The sequence below is a fragment of the Paraperibacillus esterisolvens genome (assembly GCF_046237625.1).
Lineage (GTDB): Bacteria > Bacillota > Bacilli > Bacillales > DSM-1321 > Paraperibacillus > Paraperibacillus esterisolvens.
The window spans coordinates 425,319-445,425 of sequence record NZ_CP143545.1 but is presented as its reverse complement, the minus strand read 5'-3'; the positions used below and the strand labels follow the sequence as shown (position 1 = coordinate 445,425).

The following is a 20,107-nucleotide window of genomic DNA, read 5'->3' as shown; positions in this document are numbered from 1 at the left end:
GAGATCCCCCCCTTAATCCATGATGGATGGCACACGGATATAGCCATCCTTTTTGTCTGGTGCATTGCGCAGGGCTTCCTCAACAGGAAGTCCTTTATCTGCCCTGTCCTCACGAAGCACGTTTTTCATATCCAGCACATGAGAAGTAGGAGCCACATTTTCAGTGTCCAGCTCGTTCAGTTGCTCAGCAAAAGAAATAATCGCATCAAGCTCGACTGTCAGCTTCTCCGTTTCTTCCTCCGTTATGGCAAGACGCGCAAGGTTTGCAGCATGCTTTACCTGTTCCTCCGATATACGGCTCATTTCTTTCACCTCCGATTTTCGTCCTTTTAAACAATATAATGATAATATCAGACTTTTTCGCATTAAAGCAACAGCAGGGCGGCAAATCACCGCCTTTTGTGTAGAAGCCTTGTTTCCAGCTTGTCGAATGGGTTTAATCAAACATTTAGTTAAATTCCGGAAAGCCTAACATATCCCTGGCTTTGCGGCACATGTGCCGTTCGGAAACCGGCGAATATTGTCTGGGAAATAACCCGGAAAATGGTGTCTCCCCCATCATACAAAAAACCCCGCTGAATGCGGGGCTTCTGCCTATTAGTATGCCTCGGATGTTGTTTTTCCTTGCATGTGGAGGGCCAGATAGTCCGGGCCGCCTGCTTTGGAGTCTGTACCTGACATGTTGAAGCCGCCAAATGGCTGGTATCCAACGATAGCGCCGGTACATCCGCGGTTAAAGTATAGATTTCCAACATGGAAGTCTTCGCGTGCTTTTTCCATATTGGTGCGGTTGTTCGTGATCACAGCACCGGTCAAGCCGTACTCTGTATTGTTGGCAATTTCAATGGCATGATCGAAGTCCTTCGCCTTGGCGAATGCAACGACCGGGCCGAAGATTTCTTCCTGCATCAGGCGTGCCTTAGGATCTACATCAGCTACGATGGTAGGCTGTACGAAGAAGCCTTTAGAGTTGTCGCCTTCGCCGCCTGCCACGATTCTTCCTTCTTCCTTGCCGATTTCGATGTACTCCATGATTTTCTTGAACGCATTATTATCGATAACCGGTCCTGTAAAGTTGGACGGATCAACCGGGTTCCCAACTGTAAGGTCCTTGGTAAGCTCGATGGCGCGCTGCAATACTTGATCATATACATCTTCAACGATAACTGCACGTGAACACGCGGAGCATTTCTGTCCAGAGAATCCGAACGCAGATTTGACGATTGATTGTGCCGCAAGCTCAAGGTCTGCCTCTTTATCTACTACAATAGTATCTTTCCCGCCCATTTCAGCGATCACGCGCTTCAGCCAGATCTGGCCTTCATTCACTTTGGATGCGCGCTCATAGATTCTTACGCCAACATCGCGGGAACCTGTGAAGGATACAAATCGGGTGCGTGGATGATCCACAAGATAATCCCCTACTTCTGCGCCGCTTCCAGGCACGAAATTAAGAACGCCCTTAGGAAGTCCTGCTTCTTCCATTACCTCAACAAACTTAGCCGCTACAACAGGTGTCGTAGATGCCGGCTTCAAGAGGACCGTGTTACCGGTTACAATGGCAGCGACAGTTGTGCCGGCCATGATGGCAAACGGGAAGTTCCATGGAGAAATGATGATGCCGATTCCCAGTGGAATATAGTTAAAGCGGTTGAATTCATTCGGGCGGCTTTCTACCGGTATACCGTCCTTCAGCTTGAGCATCTGGCGTGCATAGAATTCCAGGAAGTCGATTGCTTCTGCTGTGTCTGCATCAGCTTCGTTCCAGGGCTTTCCTGCTTCCTTCGTGAGAAGTGCAGAGAACTCATCCTTGCGGCGGCGGATGATCGCAGCAGCGCGGAATAATACATCAGCCCTTACTTCAGGCTTTGTCTTTTTCCATGTTGTGAACGCTTCATCTGCGGCCTTCATGGCTTTTTCTGCAAGCTCACGGTCTGCTTTTGATACGCGGCCGATCAGTTCTTCCTTGTCTGCCGGGTTCACAGAGACAATTTTATCTTCAGTAGAAATGCGCTCTCCGCCGATTACAAGATCATAATCCCCGCCAAGATAGCCTTCCACTTTCTTCAGTGCTTCAAGATAAGACTGTTTATTGGACTCTACGGAAAAATCCGTAAAGGGCTCGTGCTTATAAGGTTGTACCATGCCCATCGCTCCCTTATTAAAAGTTATCAACATACCTATTCTAACCGATAATATTCAAGTCTTCAATTGTGATATTCTATTTGGCATTACCTGCTAGCGCTTACGTTTCAAAATTATACTAATCTACTAATTTTTATGCATATTTAAAAAACAATAGAGTAATAGCGCTTACACTTTTGTGTTTAAGCATGCATAAGCACCTGAATATATTATTTTGACAGTACAATAATTCCTTTATTTAGCAAGAAGTCTTTTGGGAACTTCCCCCCCTTTGGATAAAGGGTTTGCTTTCCGCGGGAGTCTCGCACCTTACGCTACAATCAACCTGGTTTAATAATTATATCTCCTCACTGAACCAAGCAAATAACAAACCATAATACAAAAAGAGCTTCAATCAAAGAACCAGACCAAAAACCGGCCGATGGATGCGTCCCCTTGAAAAGGAGACTGCATCCACCGGCCGGCTGGTGTTATTCATAGATATGGACAAACGGTTCATTGGTTTCAGGCTTCCTGACTATAAGAGCCTCAGGGCCGTTCACCGACGTGATGTCGACTTCGACGGTAATATATTCAGGGAAATGCTGCATGACAAGTCCGGTGACATATTGTGTGAAGCCGATTGCCTCAGCCTTTCCGTAAAACTGGATCGGGATGGTGATGCTCAGGTTCTGGAGCTGATCATCCGTATAAAAGGCCCGTCCAATTACTCCGTTGAAATTAGGGAAGTATTCCTCGACATCCTGTTTGAAATTCAGGAATGAATTCACATCTTCACGATGCTTCTCATCCGATTTAGGCGGAGGGAAGAGTTCATATTTTTCATTGATGCTCTCCCATTTCCCAAGGCTTCCTTCTCCTTCTCCAGCGTTTGAGTAAGCCAGGAAATGGCCGGGAACCGCAGAAGTCTTAGGTGCCTGTTCAAACAGCGCGATTGTAATCGGCACCTGCTTCAGCTCGTCCTTTTTCCGAAGGCGCTGAAGGACCTCGGCCGCAATCTTTTTGCCTTCAGCCAGGAGTTCAGATTTTGGGATATCCGTTTCATAGGTCGCTCCAAAGTCTTCTTTTGTATAATAATGGACTGAATTCAGGGCAAGCCCGACAACGACTCCGCCCAGGCTGACCTTGTCTTTAGCTGATTTAACCAGATAATCGTGCTCAAGGACGTGTGCGAGGTAAAGAGGATTCTCTTTTTCCCGCTTATCCTTGCTACCCTTGCCCGGGTCTAGGGGGTTCAGGCCGAGGTTTTCATCTTCCTTAAGTCCTTCATCCTTCAGCTGTTCCTTGGTGAACTTACGGTTCAGCCAGAGTCCGACTGTTTTCTTGTCCAGATACTGTCCTTCTTTGAAAAGGTACTTTTCAGGGTCAAAAGTCCGCTGGGCCGTCCTCATCAGGCCAGTCTCAAACTCATTGATGTCATAGCGGGTATTGAGGTTGGCCACCACCAGGCCCCTCGCTTCGCTTGGTTCAAATGGCAGGGTAGTACGGTAATAATTATCCGAAATTTTATATTTCGGGATAATTGCTTTTTCCTTTTTCGTCTCCGAACTTTGGATCACTTCCTCCTGCTTATCAAACTTCGGGGCACAGCCCGTCAATAGTAAGAGAAGCGCCAATCCGACAAAGGAAAGTTTCTTCATCGTTTACACCTCTTATTTATTTAATTCTTCCAGCATTCGCTCCTCATCCCAAACTTCGACCCCTAGTTCCTGGGCCTTTGTAAGCTTAGAGCCGGCATCTTCCCCGGCAATGACAAGATCGGTCTTTTTACTGACACTGCCGGAAACGTTCCCGCCCAGTGCCTCTATCTTTTCCTTGGCCTCATTGCGTGACAGCTGTTCCAGTTTACCAGTTAGAACAATGGTTTTACCAGCAAAAAACGAATCGGATTCGGCAGCTGTGACCGGTCTCGGACCCTTATATTCCATATTGACTCCGGCTGCCTTCAGCTCAGCCAGCAGTTCTTTCGCTTCTTCCAGGTCAAAATAGGCGGTGATGGAGTCGGCCATCTTGCCACCAATTTCATTGATGGCTGTAAGCTCATCATAAGATGCCTGACTCAGAGCGTCCATGGTGCCAAATACCTGCGAGAGCGTTTTAGCAGCCTTCGCACCGACGAGCCGGATGCCCAGGCCGAACAACAGCTTTTCAAGAGAATTGCTTTTGGAACTCTCAATGGCTTTGATGAGATTGGAGGCGGATTTTTCGCCCATCCTCTCCATGCCGATCAACTGCGCATGCGTTAGTTTATAGATATCGGCCACGTCTCCAATAAGTGATCCGGCAAATAATTGGCTGATCACCTTTTCACCGAGGCCTTCGATATTCATGGCATTCCGTGAAACGAAATGGATGAGGCCTTCCCGGATCTGCGCAGGGCATTTCGGATTGATGCAGCGGCGTGCAGCCTCTCCCTCAATCCGGACCAGGTCACTTCCACATTCCGGGCAGTGTGCCGGCATGCTAAAGTCCACTTCATGCCCTGTCCGCCTCTCAGGCAGCACATTGACAATCTCGGGGATGATATCGCCTGCTTTTTTCACCACCACATGGTCGCCGATCTTGATATCCTTCTCCTTGATCAGATCCTCATTATGAAGAGTTGCGCGCTGCACGGTCGTGCCGGCGACACGGACCGGTTCTAAGATGGCAGTCGGCGTGACGGCGCCTGTCCTGCCTACGTTAAGTTCAATATCCTTCAATATTGTAACGACTTCTTCGGCAGGGAATTTATAGGCAATCGCCCAGCGCGGGCTTTTTGCCGTGGTGCCAAGATCCTGCTGCTGATTGATGGAATCCACCTTAACGACAATGCCGTCAATATCATAGGGCAGATCCGGCCGTTTTTCCGTCCAGGCTTCGATATAGCGGATTACTTCTTCGATATCTGTGCATCTCTTTCTTTCCCTGTTCGTCTTGAAGCCAAGCTCATCCAGGAGATCAAGACCTTCACTGTGGCTGTCAATCCCTGTTTCCCCAAAGTCAGCGAGGGCATATAAAAAGATATCCAGATTCCTTGACGCAGCAATCTTTGGATCAAGCTGGCGGAGGGATCCTGCAGCCGCATTCCTTGGATTGGCAAATGGTTCTTCGCCGCGCTCTTCCTTTTTCTTATTCAATGCCTCAAAGGATCGCTTCGGCATATAAGCCTCGCCTCTGACTTCCATGGTGAACGGCTCTTTAATCCGGAGCGGGATGGACTTGATTGTCCTCAGGTTTGCCGTGATATCCTCACCGATCGTACCGTCGCCCCTGGTCGCTCCCTTTACGAAAAGTCCGTCCTCGTAACGAAGAGATACGGCCAGGCCGTCGATCTTCAGCTCGCAGACATACGTGATCTCATCTCCGGCTGCTCCGCGGACTCTTCTGTCGAAGTCCCGCAGATCCGCATCATTAAAAGCATTTCCAAGGCTCAGCATCGGCGTGCGGTGTTCCACCTTCTCAAACATCTCAAGGATGGCCCCGCCGACCCTCTGGGTAGGTGAATCAGGGGTACGGAATTCCGGGAACTGCTCTTCAAGTCCGATTAATTCGCGCAGCCGGCTGTCATATTCCGCATCCGGCACGGACGGCTTATCCAGCACATGGTATTCGTAATTGTACTGATTGATCAGAGTCTGCAACTCCAGAATCTGCTTTTCCGCTTCCATTCGTTCCATTCATTTCAGCCCTTTCTTCTATATAGAGCTACCCCTTGGTGATCGGGGCAAATTTAGCGAGCAACCGTTTGATTCCGGTCGGACTTGGGAAAGCAATATCAAGCTCCTTGCCTTCGCCTTCGCCTTTGACACTGACAACCGTGCCTGTCCCCCATACCTTGTGCACTGCTTTGTCGCCTACATTCCAGCCGATTTCATCTCCGCCTGTTGTATTCTGCTTCATTGCGCTTGGGCGCTGGACGCCTGGCCGGGTGCGTGCCGGCTGGCCGGAAGTCATGAATGAGGAACTCTTGGCCTTCGGCTGCTTTGGAACGAGATCTTCTAGGAGGTCCTCCGGTATTTCGGATATGAACCTGGAGACCGGGTTCATGTTAGTGCGCCCGAATAAAGTACGCATCTGTGCATTTGTCATATACAGCTCATTTTCCGCCCTGGTGATTCCAACGTATGCAAGCCTGCGCTCTTCTTCCATCTCTTCCTCTTCCATAAGGGACCGGCTGTGAGGGAAAACACCCTCCTCAAGCCCCATCAGGAATACGACCGGAAACTCAAGTCCCTTGGCAGCATGCAGTGTCATCAGGACAACTGAATCCGCCGGAGCTTCCCCATCCTCATCAAGCGCGTCAATATCAGCAACGAGCGCAAGGTCAGTCAGGAAGGCCACCAGACTTTTATCATCCGAGCTTTCTTCAAAGCTCTTGGTTACAGATAGAAATTCGTCTATATTTTCGAGCCTGCTTTGGGATTCAATCGTTCTTTCCGCTTCAAGCATCTCACGGTATCCGCTTTTTTCAAGCACCTGCTCCACAAGCTCTGTTACCGACAGATATTCCTGCATCTGGGAGTAGCTGTTGATCAAATCTCTGAAACCGGCCGCTGCTTTTGTGATCTTCGGGCTGACACCAATCAGTTCTATCGAATCGAGGGCCGCCATGATGGAAGTATCGTTCATCGCAGCAAAGTTCGCGATCTTATCAAGGGAGGTAGATCCGATCCCTCTCTTCGGTACATTGATAACCCTCCGCAGGCTGATATCGTCATCAGGATTCGAAATCAGGCGCAGGTACGCCAGGATGTCCTTGATTTCTTTCCTGTCATAGAACTTAATTCCGCCGACGATCGAATATTGGATATTCGACTTCAGCAAAACTTCCTCCATCACACGGGATTGGGCATTGGTACGGTACAGGATGGCAATCTCGGACAGCTTCCTGCCGCCTGCCGTCATCTCATTGATCTTCCCTGCAACAAACTGGGCTTCTCCCTGCTCGCTGTCAGCTCTGTAATAAAGGATCTTATTTCCTTCCAGGTTTTCCGTCCACAGATTTTTCGGCTTGCGGTTCGCATTTTTTGAAATCACTTCATTCGCAGCCCGTAGAATCCGCTTCGTTGAGCGGTAATTCTGCTCAAGCAGGATAACTTCCGCATTCGGATAATCTTTTTCGAAACTCAGGATATTCGCAATATCCGCACCCCGCCAGCGGTAGATAGACTGATCTGAATCACCGACCACGCAGAGGTTTTTGAAGCGCGCTGCCATCAGCTTGACCAGCATATATTGGGCCCGGTTTGTATCCTGATACTCGTCCACGTGGATATACTGGAACTTCCGCTGATAGAATTCCAATACCTCCGGCACTCTTGTGAACAGGAGGATGGTTTTCATGATCAGGTCATCAAAGTCGAGTGCCTGGTTTTTTCTGAGCCTTTTTTGGTACTCGGTATAAACCTCGGCTACAGTCTGTTCAAAGTAGCCGCCGGACATGCTTGCATATTCCTCGGCATCGATGAGTTCATTCTTTGCTGATGAAATGCTGCCCAGTATCGCCCGGTAATCAAACTTTTTCGGATCAAGGTTCTTATCCTTCAGAATCTGCTTGATGACGGACTGCTGATCCGTCGTATCCAGGATGGTAAAGTTCCGGTTGTAGCCGATCCGGTCGATATCCCTCCTTAGAATTCTTACGCACATCGAGTGAAAGGTGGAGATCCAGATATCCTCTGAAGCTCCCCCAAGGATTCCTTTTATCCTTTCTTTCATTTCGCGGGCCGCTTTATTAGTAAAGGTAATCGCAAGGATGCTCCACGGAGCCACTTGCTTTTCTACCATTAAATACGCGATCCTGTGCGTCAGCACCCTCGTTTTTCCGCTTCCTGCCCCCGCCATGATCAAAAGGGGTCCGTCCGTGCATTTCACTGCTTCCTGCTGCTTGTCATTCAAGCCCTTTAATAGCCGGTCTGAAAGAAACTGCATATTTATCCACCACCATTTTCAAGAACATTCGTTCTCATTATATCAGATTTCCTGCTTCCACTATATATCAATTAGACGTTCCTGCCGCCTTTACTGTTTCAAGCGCTTGTTCAAAGTCTTCGTATACTGCGTTGCCGATTACGATCACATCGGCGTGCGCGGCCAATTCTTCCGCCTGCTGTGCATTCTTGATTCCGCCCCCGTAAAAGAGGACTGCTTTTTCAAGATTGTCCTTAACTTTCCGGACAAGTTCTGTCGATGCAAGCTCACCGCTGTTCTCAAGATAGAAGATGGGCAGGTTGAACATCTTTTCAGCCATCATGGCATATGCCTCGATATCCTCATCCGTGAGATCTGTGCAGGCTTCTGTCAGGCTTGCTGCCTTGCAGCTGCCGTTGATGATGCAATAGCCTTCCACATGGATTTCATCCCAGTCCATGATATGTCCATATTCCTTCACCGCCTCATGATGCAGCCCGGTGATCCAGTCAGGGTTCCGGCTGTTCAGGACGGTTGGTATAAAATAGAGGTCAAAGCCCGGGGTGACGGATTCCGCATTGGAGACTTCAAGGACACACGGTACGGTATATCTCCTGACACGTGCCATCAAATCGAGGACATTTTCCAGGGTCACCCCATCGCTCCCCCCGATCAAAATCGCATCTGTCCCGGATTCACAAAGCCTTTCAAGCCTTTCATCCGACAATTCCTTATTGGGATCAAGCTTAAAAACGTGATTCCACTTTCGATAATCGTACATTCAAAAATCCTCCATATTCAGGTTATCCCCATTTCCCCATTATACCATTAGAATTTTCCATTAAAAAATAGAAGGTGGGAGAAAAATAAAGGTAATTTTTATTCCCCCAACACCCTGTATATTTGCTGATCAACGCTATGGCGTTTTTCCCAGAAGGGTTTTTAAGCCACTAAGGCGAATTATGATGGAGAAAATACGCCGAAAGGGAATGTTTACCATGTATGTCAAGCTCTATCAATATCATATCAAGCCGAATAAGAAAGAAGAATATTTGCGTGAGGCAGATGAAACCAAATGGATTGAAATCATGAGATATGACAACAGGGAAGAATGCAGCAGGATCACAGAAACCTCAATCGGCATCCAGAAATACAGGAGCTGTTCCAGGAGTTTGAGGCAATGCTTCCCGAAGGAAAAAAAGAAGTCACCGAGGACAACTATCACCTGGTTAATATAGAAGGCCAAAAATCCTGACAAATTGGGAAATAATCGGGGAATAAAAATCACCCAGGCCAGCAGCCCAGGTGATGGTAGTGTTATTTTTCTTCTTTGATCCGTTCGAGTACGATTTCGTAAGCGTCATTGCCATAATTCAGGCTTCTTTTTACCCGGGAGATGGTTGCGGTGCTTGCTCCCGTTTCGGTTTCAATCTTATGGTAAGTGTTGCCCTCACGCAGCATCTTGGCTACCTGGAGCCTCTGTGCAAGCGACTGGATTTCGTTGACTGTACAGAGGTCATCGAAAAAAAGATAGCATTCCTCAAGTGTTTCCAGTGCAAGGACCGATTTGAATAGCTGGTCTAATTCTTTTCCTCGTAATTTATTGATTTGCATAAGGAGGCTCCTTTTTTTCTACGTATATTATGGATTCAAACTCACATCTGCCAGGCTTGGGACAACATTCACCCATGTTTTACCCGGGATCAGCCCGGCTTCGCTTCCCTTCAACATCGGGATGATCCTGCCGTCCTTCCACTTCCAGGTGATTTCACGGTACGTCCCTTTCTGGAGGAGATACCCGCGTCCGCCGGCATGGAGGTCGATATCTCTCCGGCCTTTTTCATCGGTAATGCGGTGCGGTGCCTCTATGATCAAAATATTATCAATCAGGATGCTTTTGTCCGTTTCCAGGTCAATGGTGGGTTCCCCGGATGTGTACCGGAGATATTCCCCTTTCTTCCGATCATACTCATAACGCACATCGAACTGGCTCGAGTGATAAGAGACTTCAGCTTTTGGTGCCGGCTTTCCGCCCGGTGCCTGCTGTGTGCCGATGAATGTCATGCTTTTCGGCGGTGTGACCATGTCGAATTCGTTTTGCTTAGCGCCTTTGACGATATTCTTATAGGTGATATATGAATTATGAGGGGCCTTGCGGAAATCAGCCCGTTTAAACAGTGATCCGTCATATTTCAATCCGTTCAGGTGATCTATATATCCTCCTGCAAGAAGCCGCCTGGCCTCAGGACTGTAGCCATGGAGAATATACAGGCTGTCAAAGCCCTTCGCAAGCTCCATGAAGTAATCCCTTGCACTTCTCACCGGACCGATATTTCCCGGTTTTCCGCTCTGGAATACAGCGAGAAAGCGGGTCACTTCCCCCTCGGCAAGAAGCTCATATACAATATCGGCTTCGGCAAGTCCCGACTGCGGACGTGCGTCAGGGTGATTATTGATCATAACTGAAACGGCTCTCTTATCCGGTTTTGTATCTGTGCCCTCCCCGGTCAGCGGGAAGGCGTATTTATATTCCCTGGCAGCAGGCGGCTTTTGCTTTTCTTCCTGTTTTGGCACGGCTTCCTTCTGCCCTGGATCATTTGGTTCCTCTTTACTGCAGCCTGCTGTAACCAGCATGGCAGCAAGCATGATATAAACTATTTTCAGTTCCAATATAAGTTTCTCCTCAAAAATCGTAAAGGGACATTTTCCTTTTATATTTTAACGCATTATAGAAGGAAAGAGAACATTTTTATTCATCACATCATACATCCCTTTAGGAGTGATCCTGATGTACGGCAGGTGGGTGGACGAAAAGAAAAGCAGCGTATAAATCGGATCGTTAAACTTATAGCCGCGGTCCTTCAACATGCGTATGAGCTCCTTCTCCTCATGAATCAACAGTTCAAGTTTCTTATCGGACATCAGCCCGTTCAGCCCGAGCTGCATCTCATATACTGCCCTTCCGCCCTCAGCAATCACGATGCCGCCGCCCATTTCCTTCATTCTATGAAAGGCAGCCAGCATATCTTCCTTATTCTTGCCGATCAGGATGATATCCCCTGTATTCGAATAAGAGCTGGCAAACCCGCCGAGATTATCGGCAAAGCCTTTGATGACCGTATTGATCCTCCAGGTGCCGTCCCTTCCAAGCATCATGAGGAAAGACAGGTCATGGTCCGAAGTAAGCTGATCCTCTGACAGGTCAATGGAAACAGAAAAGGGCTTTGTGATCACATCATTCAGCATCTCGATCCCAAAAGGCATGGAGAACTGCAGATCATCCATCTCGATGTCCCAATTAAGCTCAAGCGGTCCAAAGCCATAGCCTTCCCAATCGAATTCCTGGTTGAAGTCAAGGGGCTCTCCTTCGCGCTTCACCCACTTGCCCTTTGCCAGGACGGAGACAGGTGCCGGGTTTTCCGGTTCTGTGAGAAAGTTGATATTCGCCACCCTGCCTGTCGCGATAGAACCATGCAGGTGTTCTATATTATAATATTTCGCTGCATTAATGGTTCCCATATTATACGCATCTACCAGGGGAACGCCTTTGTCTATGGCCAGCTTGATCAGTCTGTCGATCACGCCTTCTTCATAAAAAGATGGCGGCGATCCGTCTGTGGTGAAAAAGAACTTATCAAAATTCTCAAGACCGAATTCAAGAATCTCCTCAAGCAGTCCCGGCAAATCGGGACGGATAGAAGAATGCCTCAGTGACACGGTATACCCCTGCAGAAGCCTTGACAGCACTTCCTTTCCGGTCATCGCTTCATGATCGCAGCCAGCACCCAGCAGCATCATCTTCGCCAGGGTTTTCTCGGATGCTCCTGGAAAATGCCCTTCTATCTGCTTTCTCATGCGCTTTGCTTCCTGAATCCAGTGAAGCATCATATCATCGCCGGCAAGAAGCTTGGGCCATGCGGTCAGCTCGCCTCCCTGAAGCACCGCATCATGCTCAAGCCATTCCTTTACATTGCTGTGGGAAAATACAGTTTCTTCATTTAAAATTTCTGTCTGTGCATCAAAACGGCACCACCAGTATAAAGATGCCGGCAGGCTGCGCAGTTCCTTAAGAAGGGAAAAAGCTTTTTTATTTTCCATCTGCAAAAACAGCATCAGATTGTCATTGATCAGAGTAGTGGTCCCATGCTGTGATGCATACGCCGCAAATGTGTGGGGATTATATAATTGAAATGGATGAGCATGCGGTTCAATATAGCCTGGGACCAGATAATGGTCACTGCAGTCGACTACCTCACAGCCTGTGATGTTTTCCGGCAGTTTATCGCCGACATAAATGATCCGGTCGTCGTAAATCCAGATATTCGCTTCTATCCATTTCCTGAATGTTTGATTTAAATAACGTGCATTGGTAAGCAATATATGCGGCGGAATCTTTCCGTCCAGTACAGCTACATGTTCACGCAGCTGTTTGTTTTTCCACCGGTAGCGCTGTTCTGGCATGAACATCCTCCTATGTACGACAGCAAAGCATTCACTCATCAATTGTAAATGTAAGCGTTTTATTTACTTCATACTATCACACAAATTGATTTAACATAGTAAAGTTTTACTGATTTAATGTGAATTTTTTATGAAGGGGGCATAAAGATGGACGTCAAACCAAACATCGGGACTATCAACGCTCTGCTGCGGATTACATGCGGCCTTACCATGCTCGCCTGGTCCACGGCCAAACTTTCCAGCAAGCCCGGCCGGAGCCTGTATCTGATGACTGCCATGATGGGAGCCATGAAAGTGGGAGAGGGTATCGTGAAATACTGCCCTATGACTGACTTAATGCTCCAAAGCACTGAAATGGCACGAGGCGAAGGCAAGGACAGCAGCCCATTCTAAGAATGTCTATCTTTAATAACATAAAAAATGACGTGTGTATGAGCCACACGTCATTTTTTGTTTATAGCCTTTTTTAAAGGTAGTTTAAACGCTATATATGAAGAGTCTTATTCTTAACGAGTACTAAAAGGTGTTATCATTCTGCTCGAACCAATCTGGAGGAGCGATTGACATTGCCAGGGGAATTAGAATTGGTTAAGGTGAAATCATAAAAGCAGAAAAAAGAATCTTATCCTGGATGCTATTATACAAAAAATAAAAGTGACGGATTACCAAAGGATATTCCGATTCAGATAAGGCTATCTTGTTCTGCAAGTTAGCCTTAACAGCAGCTGGCAGAAGAAGCTTTGAGTTCCCCATTCTTGTGCTTCTTCCTGCTGCTAGATATATTCCGGCAATTCGCTTGGCGGACATGGAATTGGATTCTCCTTTCCCGTACAGGCGCTATGTAGGAACTCTTTATTTTTTTGAAAATGGTGCATCATAACACGATAGAAACCTTAAATGCCCTAAAGGTTAAAGAGAGTGACTATGTGGTAAAAGCCCCTGACGCAAGCGGCTCAGCATCTTTGCCTCCCCTTAATATAATGAGACGCGGACATGGCTCAAATAAATGAATTTATTCAGCATCCGGCGTACTTGACCCTGCACTATACCGCTTTTTTTATAACAGTCCTTAACATCTTCTGTAGGTAAAAAGATAAAATTATTTTCCCAAATCGAAGTTTCCTTTAAAAAAACTTTTTTATTTAGAACTGAATACCCATCTGCCAGCTTTTTCTTAACACTCAATATCTGAATCTTTAACATCGATGTTACCGGTTCTAGAAGAATGTATATAATGCCCTTACCCCTGTCCGCTGCTCCAGGATAAGTCGTCATCTTCGCTAAGGTCGTATGTGACCAATTGTTGATAAAATCCTCCCTCAGTACTTTTTATTTCCTTCTAATCGCATTACCGTATGTCTTCCTGTTTATCCTGGGTAAAGAAAAAGATAAATAAAATAAACAACATCGCTATAATAAAAGTTGCCCCTTCCGATGGTTTAAAGGCAGGCAGATCCGTAAGTAACATATGCATATCCTCTCTCTCTTGGCTTTTTTAACCTGGCTGCTGCCAGAATTTTTTTGACACAGCAATTCGTAAAAGCATCCTTATGAAAATTTCAGTATGAAGAGATAAAGGTTATATCCCAGATTATCTTAAGAAGATGGTGCCGCATTCCCTGGAAAGTTTATCCTGCCTTGAACTTATCGCTGTATCTCTTACATAAAATGCTCAGATACAATCAAACGGAAATCCTTGAATATCTTTTCCAGCTCAGGGAGCACAGGCTGTGGCTTGGGTATGCCAAAAATGGGGCCAGAGACATTAAAACTAAATCTGCCGGGGCCAATGAAGAGGCCTTCAAAAGTAATTTTATTCGTCAGCAATAATATGGCAAGAAAGATATCCATTAAATCGATGGCAAAGCTGAAGGCTTTAATCTTGAATTTCCCTTCCAATCTGCTCCTGCTTGTAATAGGCCCTCCCAAAGAAAAACCAAAACCCCCAGGTATAATATATACTCTTATAACCGTTATTTGCCCAGTTAAAAGGAGAGCCGCGATAATGACATCAATTTCATGCTGAATAGCCCATATGACATCCTTTTCATGTTCAATTTCGCACTGGTAATCCACTATCAGCCCACCCTTCTGCCCTTATTCTATTCTGGATATGAGTAAAGGTTATAAAAATCCAAATATTTGCCGGCACACCTTTGTCATACTGATATAGGAGGCTATTTCGGGAATATACACAGGGACAATCATTGTAAAAAAAGCGCGTTTAGCTCATTCACTACAAATCAAACAACCAAAATCTACTCTATAGTCTGGTGGGGCCGAAGGATTTGTGCGGCTGAATAAAAAGGGGAAATGCTAAACAATATTGCCGTTTATTAAAATAACGATGGATCTGCAGCTGCCTATAAGAGGAAAACCTGCCTTCAATACTATCTTACTCACGGAACTGATTGATTTTCTCGCCGAACTGGCTCATTTACTCGCCGCTCCCCGAGGTGAATTTCCAGAGCGGGGAGAGAGTCTTCCCTCCGTATTTGTCGCTGACTTCCATATACCAGCAGTAATCATGGTAGGGCTTCAGGCCGCTTAGGCGGATCCGTGCATGGCCATTCTTCACCGCCAGGTCTTCCCCAAGCTTTTCTTTTGTGAAGACACTGGCCGAAATATAATCGGTAGCTACCTGCTTATGGATGTCATTCAGGTCAAAGGCCAGAGTAAATTCGTCCGTATCGCTGTCAAAAAAATTATAATGGTCGAGATACGGGGAGTATGTTTTGACCCGGAGGAGGCGGTTTGCCGGGTCAAACTGCAGAAGCCGCATGTAGCCCTGCCCCCCTTCCGGCCCGCCCTGGTAATCCGCAAGCATCTCAACCACCCTTCTCACGCCGCCATCCGCTGTCCTGATTTCTTCGATATGGCGGCTGGCTCCAAAATAGTGGCCGCTCAGGACCAGCTTCACATTTTCATTGGGCTTGACGATCCGGTTAAAAAGGGCACGCCCTTTTATGGTGCGTTTGCCGTTCGGCTGGAGATAGGAATGGACAGCCAGTATCGCATTTCTATCTGAGTGCTTCTGGAGTACAGCGTTCGCCCACTTCACCGCGTCCCGGCTTGTCTCTTTTCCCCAGCCAAGATACAGCACGATGAAATCGTGGCCGCCAAAGGAGACTAAATCATAATGATAAGCATTACTTTCTGGGCCTCCGCCATATGTCGGCTGGCCGGAGAACCGGTTCTTCCCAAAATAGGCGCTGTAATTTTTATAATCCACCAGCAGTGAACCGCTGTCATGGTTGCCGGGAAGCACACCGTAAGGCACTCCTCCATGATCAAGCGCTGCAAGGCTTTTGCTGGCCGTTTTCCATTGGTCCTGGTCCCAGCGGAAATCTATGATATCGCCCGTGTGAATAACATAGCCGGCGTTTCCCTGATCAAACTGGGCTTTTGCCCAATTGGTCATGATGGGGAAAATATATGGAAAAGCACTGGCATAATATTGGGTATCAGACATCCAGATCATTGAGAAATTCTGATGCACATGGTCGGTCAGATCCTGAATAAGTACGTTCACTTTCTGATTTTTAACATACTGCCTGCCGACCCTGGCCTTCAAGGTGAAATCTTCCGCTCCATAGCCATATGCAAGCTCTTCCCACTTAAACTTTCTATAATTCCAGGCATACATGGTCACCCGCCTGCCCGCATATGAATGGCCCCTCCATTCAATCTCGATCTTCCTGACCTGTTTTGCTTTTTCTTTAATAGGAACTTCAAAGCGCTGATAGGGAAATCCCGACTGAGTTTCTGTGACAAGATAGGTTCCATCAGACTTTGCAAGTCTGCCAGCCGGACTTTGCCCGATGTCCTTTTCTCCTTCCTGTTCCAGGGCAGGCGGGGGTTCCCGGTCAGCGATGCAGGTGAAGCCTTTGATGCCGCTCTCTGCCGCATAGTCATATCTTTGTCCGCTGTAGAAGATGGCTTTCATATGATCCTTTGTGGGGTCGTTCACTTTTACTGACAAACTGGTCGAAAGGGGAAGCCCGGAGGAATCCGGAGGTGGAAAGGCTGTTTCCCTGATGATCGGATCTTCATTGACCACATGGAAATGAAAAACCTTTATACTCACATTCCCCGCGGCATCAGATGCAGTGAAAATCACCTTATGTTTCCCTTTACTGAGGGCACCGGATGATGTGGTATAGGGAAGCTTGATTTTCCTGCCATCCAAATCTGCCTTAAGAGATGACCATCTCGAAATCCGGTCACTGGCTTTGGCATCAATGGTGAATGTACCTTTATAGGTTCCGCCCTCCTGGAGTTCCTTGACCGCTATTTCAGGGGGACTGTGATCGAACTTGGGGCTTGCCTCTATTACATCCCCGTTGATTACAGCCCTAAAATGATGCCTTCCTTCACTTTCTTTCTTTGTATCAATGACGGTGCGCTCTGTCAGGAACTTGTCCTTCGGCACACGAAATATAAAGTGCCTGAGCGGCGCCCGTACGGAATGCCTGCTGCTATTGCCGAAGTAATACACACGGCCATCCTTGTAACCGGACTTTGACGTTTTTCCTTTCTCCGTTTCTGTCAGCACAGCATACGGTTTAAGGATGGTGCCGTCCCCCAGCAGCAGCCTTACATTTTTCATTTCAAACCCGTTCAGGTTTTCTGCTCTCTTTCCTCTGCCAAACGACCATTGCCTGCTTCCGGTTTTGATGGTGAGCCGGTTATCTCCCGGCCTGATTTTTTCCTGAGGAATGGCCGCCTCGAAGGAACCGAACTTTCCGTGCGTCTGCTCCAGAATTTTTACCAGGTGACTGCCTTGAAACAGGCCGCCTTTATAACCCTCTTTAATGCCGTTGGCCTCATAAACGAATATCGGCTGCCTGCTCAAGGATTGGATTGTTTTAAGTTTATGCCCATTCTGATACAGTAGGACGGAATCTTTTGGACTGTCCTTATGAACTTCGATATGCTTTCTGCCATTTAAAACACTCTCATTAGTTATGGACAATCCCTTCTTGAAGGGGAGATAGGCATTTGGATTCCCTACCCTGACTGAGATGAAGCCCGCTTTTGGATAACGGGCTGCCCGGATTCCGTCTGTGACTTCCAGATAGTACTGAAACGCAGGGGTGGCAGCATAGAGATCAAAGCGGGATATCTTACCGGAGAACTGATTCTTTTTAGATGTTAGATACTTCTTTGAAAATATCTTATCCTGCGCCCTTTTATAGAAAAGAGTCGCCCTCATAATTCTGCGGTCATCCCTGACCCTGAAGGAAATGGGCAGATCCCGCCGGGCAGGAATGTCAAAAACGGGCATGACCGGAATGATCTCCGGAGACATGCGATCTACTATGCGGTTCTGCGCCTGAGGCACCTGTCCCTTGGAAGTCATCCCCGGACTTGGGACCTTTACCGTACCCCGTAGCTTCACCGCATTTGTGCCGTCCCGTGGATACTCATATTGCAGGGAAAATCCGTCCGGTGTGACTGCAGATTTTTTTCCAGCCGTGTAGGAAGCCGAGATTATCGTATGACCTGCGTGGGATCTTATGGAGATAGTCCTGCCGCTGATATTGGAAAGGCCGGTGCTCTCGGCTTCGGCCAACTGTCCATTCTTCAGAATGGTATGATAGTGATCATTAAAATCAGACGGGTTCAGTTCTGCCCCCTGCCTATGGCTGTCACCATTCTTCAGCCAGACTGCTGCTGTCCCCCCCGGACGCAGCCTATGCGCCGCTGAAATATCCCAGTCCGAAGTCTTTCCATCTTCCCCTGACACAATGATTTGGTAATCCTCCAGGTTAACGCCATGATCGGTATTATTATAAATCTCAACAAACTCATAGCCTTCCCCCCTGCTGTTTCCCTTAGATGGATTCGCTGCAATCTCGGTAATGAGAAGATCCGGAAAGAAGCGGTCAGATCCGGGCAGGCCCGGAATAACCGTTTCAGCCCCAGCCACTCCTGCAAACAGTGCCGAGAGTGCGGCAATAACTGCTGTCAGCTTTAGCTTTTTCATACGTCTCCCCCTTATGATGACGTTACAAAAATCATGTTATCTATACCTTTTGTAGGGGGAGCGTTTTTATTCTAATTTCTGATGTTATATTGCGCCAGCAAGAGTGATGGGCAATTTTTTACTTTTGAAACCGGATCGAATGGTCCTTTAACTCCGATGAAGGTCTTTTTGCTTCCTAACCCGTCTCGAAATGTCCTTGATACCCCCGATGAAGCTCTTTTTGCTTCCGAACCTGGCTCGAAATGTCCTTCATACCCCCGATGAAGCTCTTTTTGATTCCGAATCTGGCTCGAAATGTCCTTCATACCCCGAATGATGGTCTTTTTGCTTCCGAACCTGACTCAAAATGTCCTTCATACCCCCGATGAAGGTCTTTTTGCTTCCGAATCTGGCTCGAAATGTCCTTCATACCCCTGATGAAGGTCTTTTACTCTATGTCCAAGTTTTAAGCGTAATTAAAATTACGTTTAAGGGTAATTTATTAGTTGCGTTCCAAAGTAACAATGAGTACTATATAAAGTAAGGAGGTGTAAAAAATGGAAAACCTAAGATTGAATGTCGCTTTACTCAGGAGAAAGGTGCCAAACCTGACGAGTGCCGCCCGGAGTGTGGGGCTGCGCCCGGCGACTGTTTCAAATTTATGCACGGGAAAAATTCCGGTTGGACGCGCTGAAGTGCGGACCATTGCTGCTCTTGCGTCATTGGCAGAGTGCAGCCTGGATGAATTGATTCTAATGGGGGAGTCGGTAGATGTGATTGAAACGAAAATTAAAGCGCTTGATTTTTTTGCTCCAGTTGTAAAAGGGGGGACCATAGGTCTTGTTGCCCGACCCGGGATGGGCCAGGTTGTTTTACTGTCTGAAATATTCTACCGGCTGAAGAGGGAAGGATATGTCACCGTCGTGCTTAAGCCGGATGCCAGCTACCCTGAGCTGCAGGAGCTTCTTGACGATGCAGATGCTGTGGTGCACACCATTGAGGAAGCGTATGAGACGATGGCCGCCCTTCCTGATGACAAGGACATTGTTTTCTCGGCAGATCGCGCCCATGTTGTGACCGGGGAACTTTACGAGCTGCAGGAACGCCTGCAGAAAGAGAACCTTACGACGTTTTTAGTCGATTTAAAAGGAGAAGTCGTGGATGAGGAAATTCCTTATGGTCCGCTTGAAACGCTCCTTCATTTTGACGCCGACCTCTCTGCCCGGCATATCTTCCCGGCATTGAACCCAATCTATTCGACCTCTTCCGTTCTGGAAGGCGCTTATCTGGATCAAAACCATTTAAATCTCCTGCAGCGCGCCCAAAAACTCTTGCGGAGATACCGGGAACTGCGCTCCCTGGTCAGCGTCAGGGGACTGACAGGCATCCCGTCTTCCGAACTCCAGACTTACAGCCGCGGCGAGCGCCTAGAGGCTTACCTGACACAGCCGTTCTACGTGGCAGAGGAATTTACCGGCACAAAAGCAGAAACGGTCAGTCTGTCTGATACCCTGAATGACATCCGCACCATCCTTGAGGGCGGCGCAGACGAAAGGTCCCCGGAAGAATTGAAATATATCGGCCGGCTTTAATCGGCCAGGAGTTTAAATGATTTTGCATATGGAGCTTTCAATAATGTGA

The 20,107-nt window shown here is 47.5% G+C and carries 14 protein-coding genes; 3 read left to right on the top strand and 11 right to left on the bottom strand.

Annotated elements, in window-relative coordinates:
• Positions 1-12 precede the first annotated feature (12 nt).
• From gatC to V1501_RS02280, 6 genes are all read right to left on the bottom strand, one after another.
• Positions 13-303, bottom strand: coding sequence for an Asp-tRNA(Asn)/Glu-tRNA(Gln) amidotransferase subunit GatC (gatC, locus tag V1501_RS02305; protein WP_409291255.1), 291 nt, complete (start codon positions 301-303; stop codon positions 13-15).
• Between the two features lie 294 nt (positions 304-597).
• Positions 598-2,145, bottom strand: a complete 1,548-nt coding sequence (pruA, locus tag V1501_RS02300) for an L-glutamate gamma-semialdehyde dehydrogenase (RefSeq protein ID WP_409291254.1) — start codon at positions 2,143-2,145, stop codon at positions 598-600.
• Positions 2,146-2,615: 470 nt separating this feature from the next.
• On the bottom strand, positions 2,616-3,785 hold the full coding sequence (locus tag V1501_RS02295) for a CamS family sex pheromone protein (RefSeq protein ID WP_409291253.1): 1,170 nt from the start codon (positions 3,783-3,785) through the stop codon (positions 2,616-2,618).
• A gap of 12 nt (positions 3,786-3,797) precedes the next feature.
• On the bottom strand, positions 3,798-5,804 hold the full coding sequence (gene ligA, locus V1501_RS02290; protein ID WP_409291252.1) for an NAD-dependent DNA ligase LigA: 2,007 nt from the start codon (positions 5,802-5,804) through the stop codon (positions 3,798-3,800).
• Positions 5,805-5,832: 28 nt separating this feature from the next.
• Positions 5,833-8,058: a DNA helicase PcrA gene (pcrA, locus tag V1501_RS02285; RefSeq protein WP_409291251.1), complete on the bottom strand. Its 2,226-nt coding sequence runs from the start codon at positions 8,056-8,058 to the stop codon at positions 5,833-5,835.
• A gap of 67 nt (positions 8,059-8,125) precedes the next feature.
• A complete protein-coding gene (locus V1501_RS02280; RefSeq protein WP_409291250.1) occupies positions 8,126-8,818 on the bottom strand; it encodes a heptaprenylglyceryl phosphate synthase in 693 nt (230 codons plus the stop codon).
• A gap of 184 nt (positions 8,819-9,002) precedes the next feature.
• Here V1501_RS02280 and V1501_RS02275 point away from each other — a divergent pair, with 184 nt between their 5' ends.
• Complete coding sequence (locus tag V1501_RS02275; RefSeq protein WP_409291249.1) at positions 9,003-9,275, top strand: hypothetical protein; 273 nt, start codon at positions 9,003-9,005, stop codon at positions 9,273-9,275.
• A gap of 79 nt (positions 9,276-9,354) precedes the next feature.
• Here V1501_RS02275 and V1501_RS02270 read toward each other — a convergent pair whose 3' ends face one another.
• Genes V1501_RS02270 through V1501_RS02260 form a run of 3 tightly spaced genes read right to left on the bottom strand, consistent with a single transcriptional unit; the run spans position 9,355 to position 12,498 of the window.
• On the bottom strand, positions 9,355-9,651 hold the full coding sequence (locus V1501_RS02270; protein ID WP_409291248.1) for a YerC/YecD family TrpR-related protein: 297 nt from the start codon (positions 9,649-9,651) through the stop codon (positions 9,355-9,357).
• A gap of 27 nt (positions 9,652-9,678) precedes the next feature.
• Positions 9,679-10,707: a DUF3048 domain-containing protein gene (locus V1501_RS02265; protein ID WP_409291247.1), complete on the bottom strand. Its 1,029-nt coding sequence runs from the start codon at positions 10,705-10,707 to the stop codon at positions 9,679-9,681.
• A gap of 48 nt (positions 10,708-10,755) precedes the next feature.
• Entirely contained in the window at positions 10,756-12,498 is a 1,743-nt protein-coding gene (locus V1501_RS02260; protein WP_409291246.1) for an adenine deaminase C-terminal domain-containing protein, read from the bottom strand.
• 147 nt (positions 12,499-12,645) lie between these two features.
• Here V1501_RS02260 and V1501_RS02255 point away from each other — a divergent pair, with 147 nt between their 5' ends.
• Positions 12,646-12,891 carry a DUF2892 domain-containing protein gene (locus V1501_RS02255; RefSeq protein ID WP_409291245.1) on the top strand — a complete coding sequence of 82 codons (246 nt, stop codon included), beginning with the start codon at positions 12,646-12,648 and terminating at the stop codon, positions 12,889-12,891.
• 1,266 nt (positions 12,892-14,157) lie between these two features.
• On the opposite strand, the gene V1501_RS02250 is transcribed toward V1501_RS02255, so the two are convergent.
• Positions 14,158-14,397: a hypothetical protein gene (locus V1501_RS02250; RefSeq protein ID WP_409291244.1), complete on the bottom strand. Its 240-nt coding sequence runs from the start codon at positions 14,395-14,397 to the stop codon at positions 14,158-14,160.
• Positions 14,398-14,935: 538 nt separating this feature from the next.
• On the bottom strand, positions 14,936-18,487 hold the full coding sequence (locus V1501_RS02245) for a lamin tail domain-containing protein (RefSeq protein ID WP_409291243.1): 3,552 nt from the start codon (positions 18,485-18,487) through the stop codon (positions 14,936-14,938).
• A 536-nt stretch (positions 18,488-19,023) separates the two neighbouring features.
• Between V1501_RS02245 and V1501_RS02240 the strand changes: the two genes are divergently transcribed.
• A complete protein-coding gene (locus V1501_RS02240) occupies positions 19,024-20,058 on the top strand; it encodes a hypothetical protein (protein ID WP_409291242.1) in 1,035 nt (344 codons plus the stop codon).
• Positions 20,059-20,107: the final 49 nt, after the last annotated feature.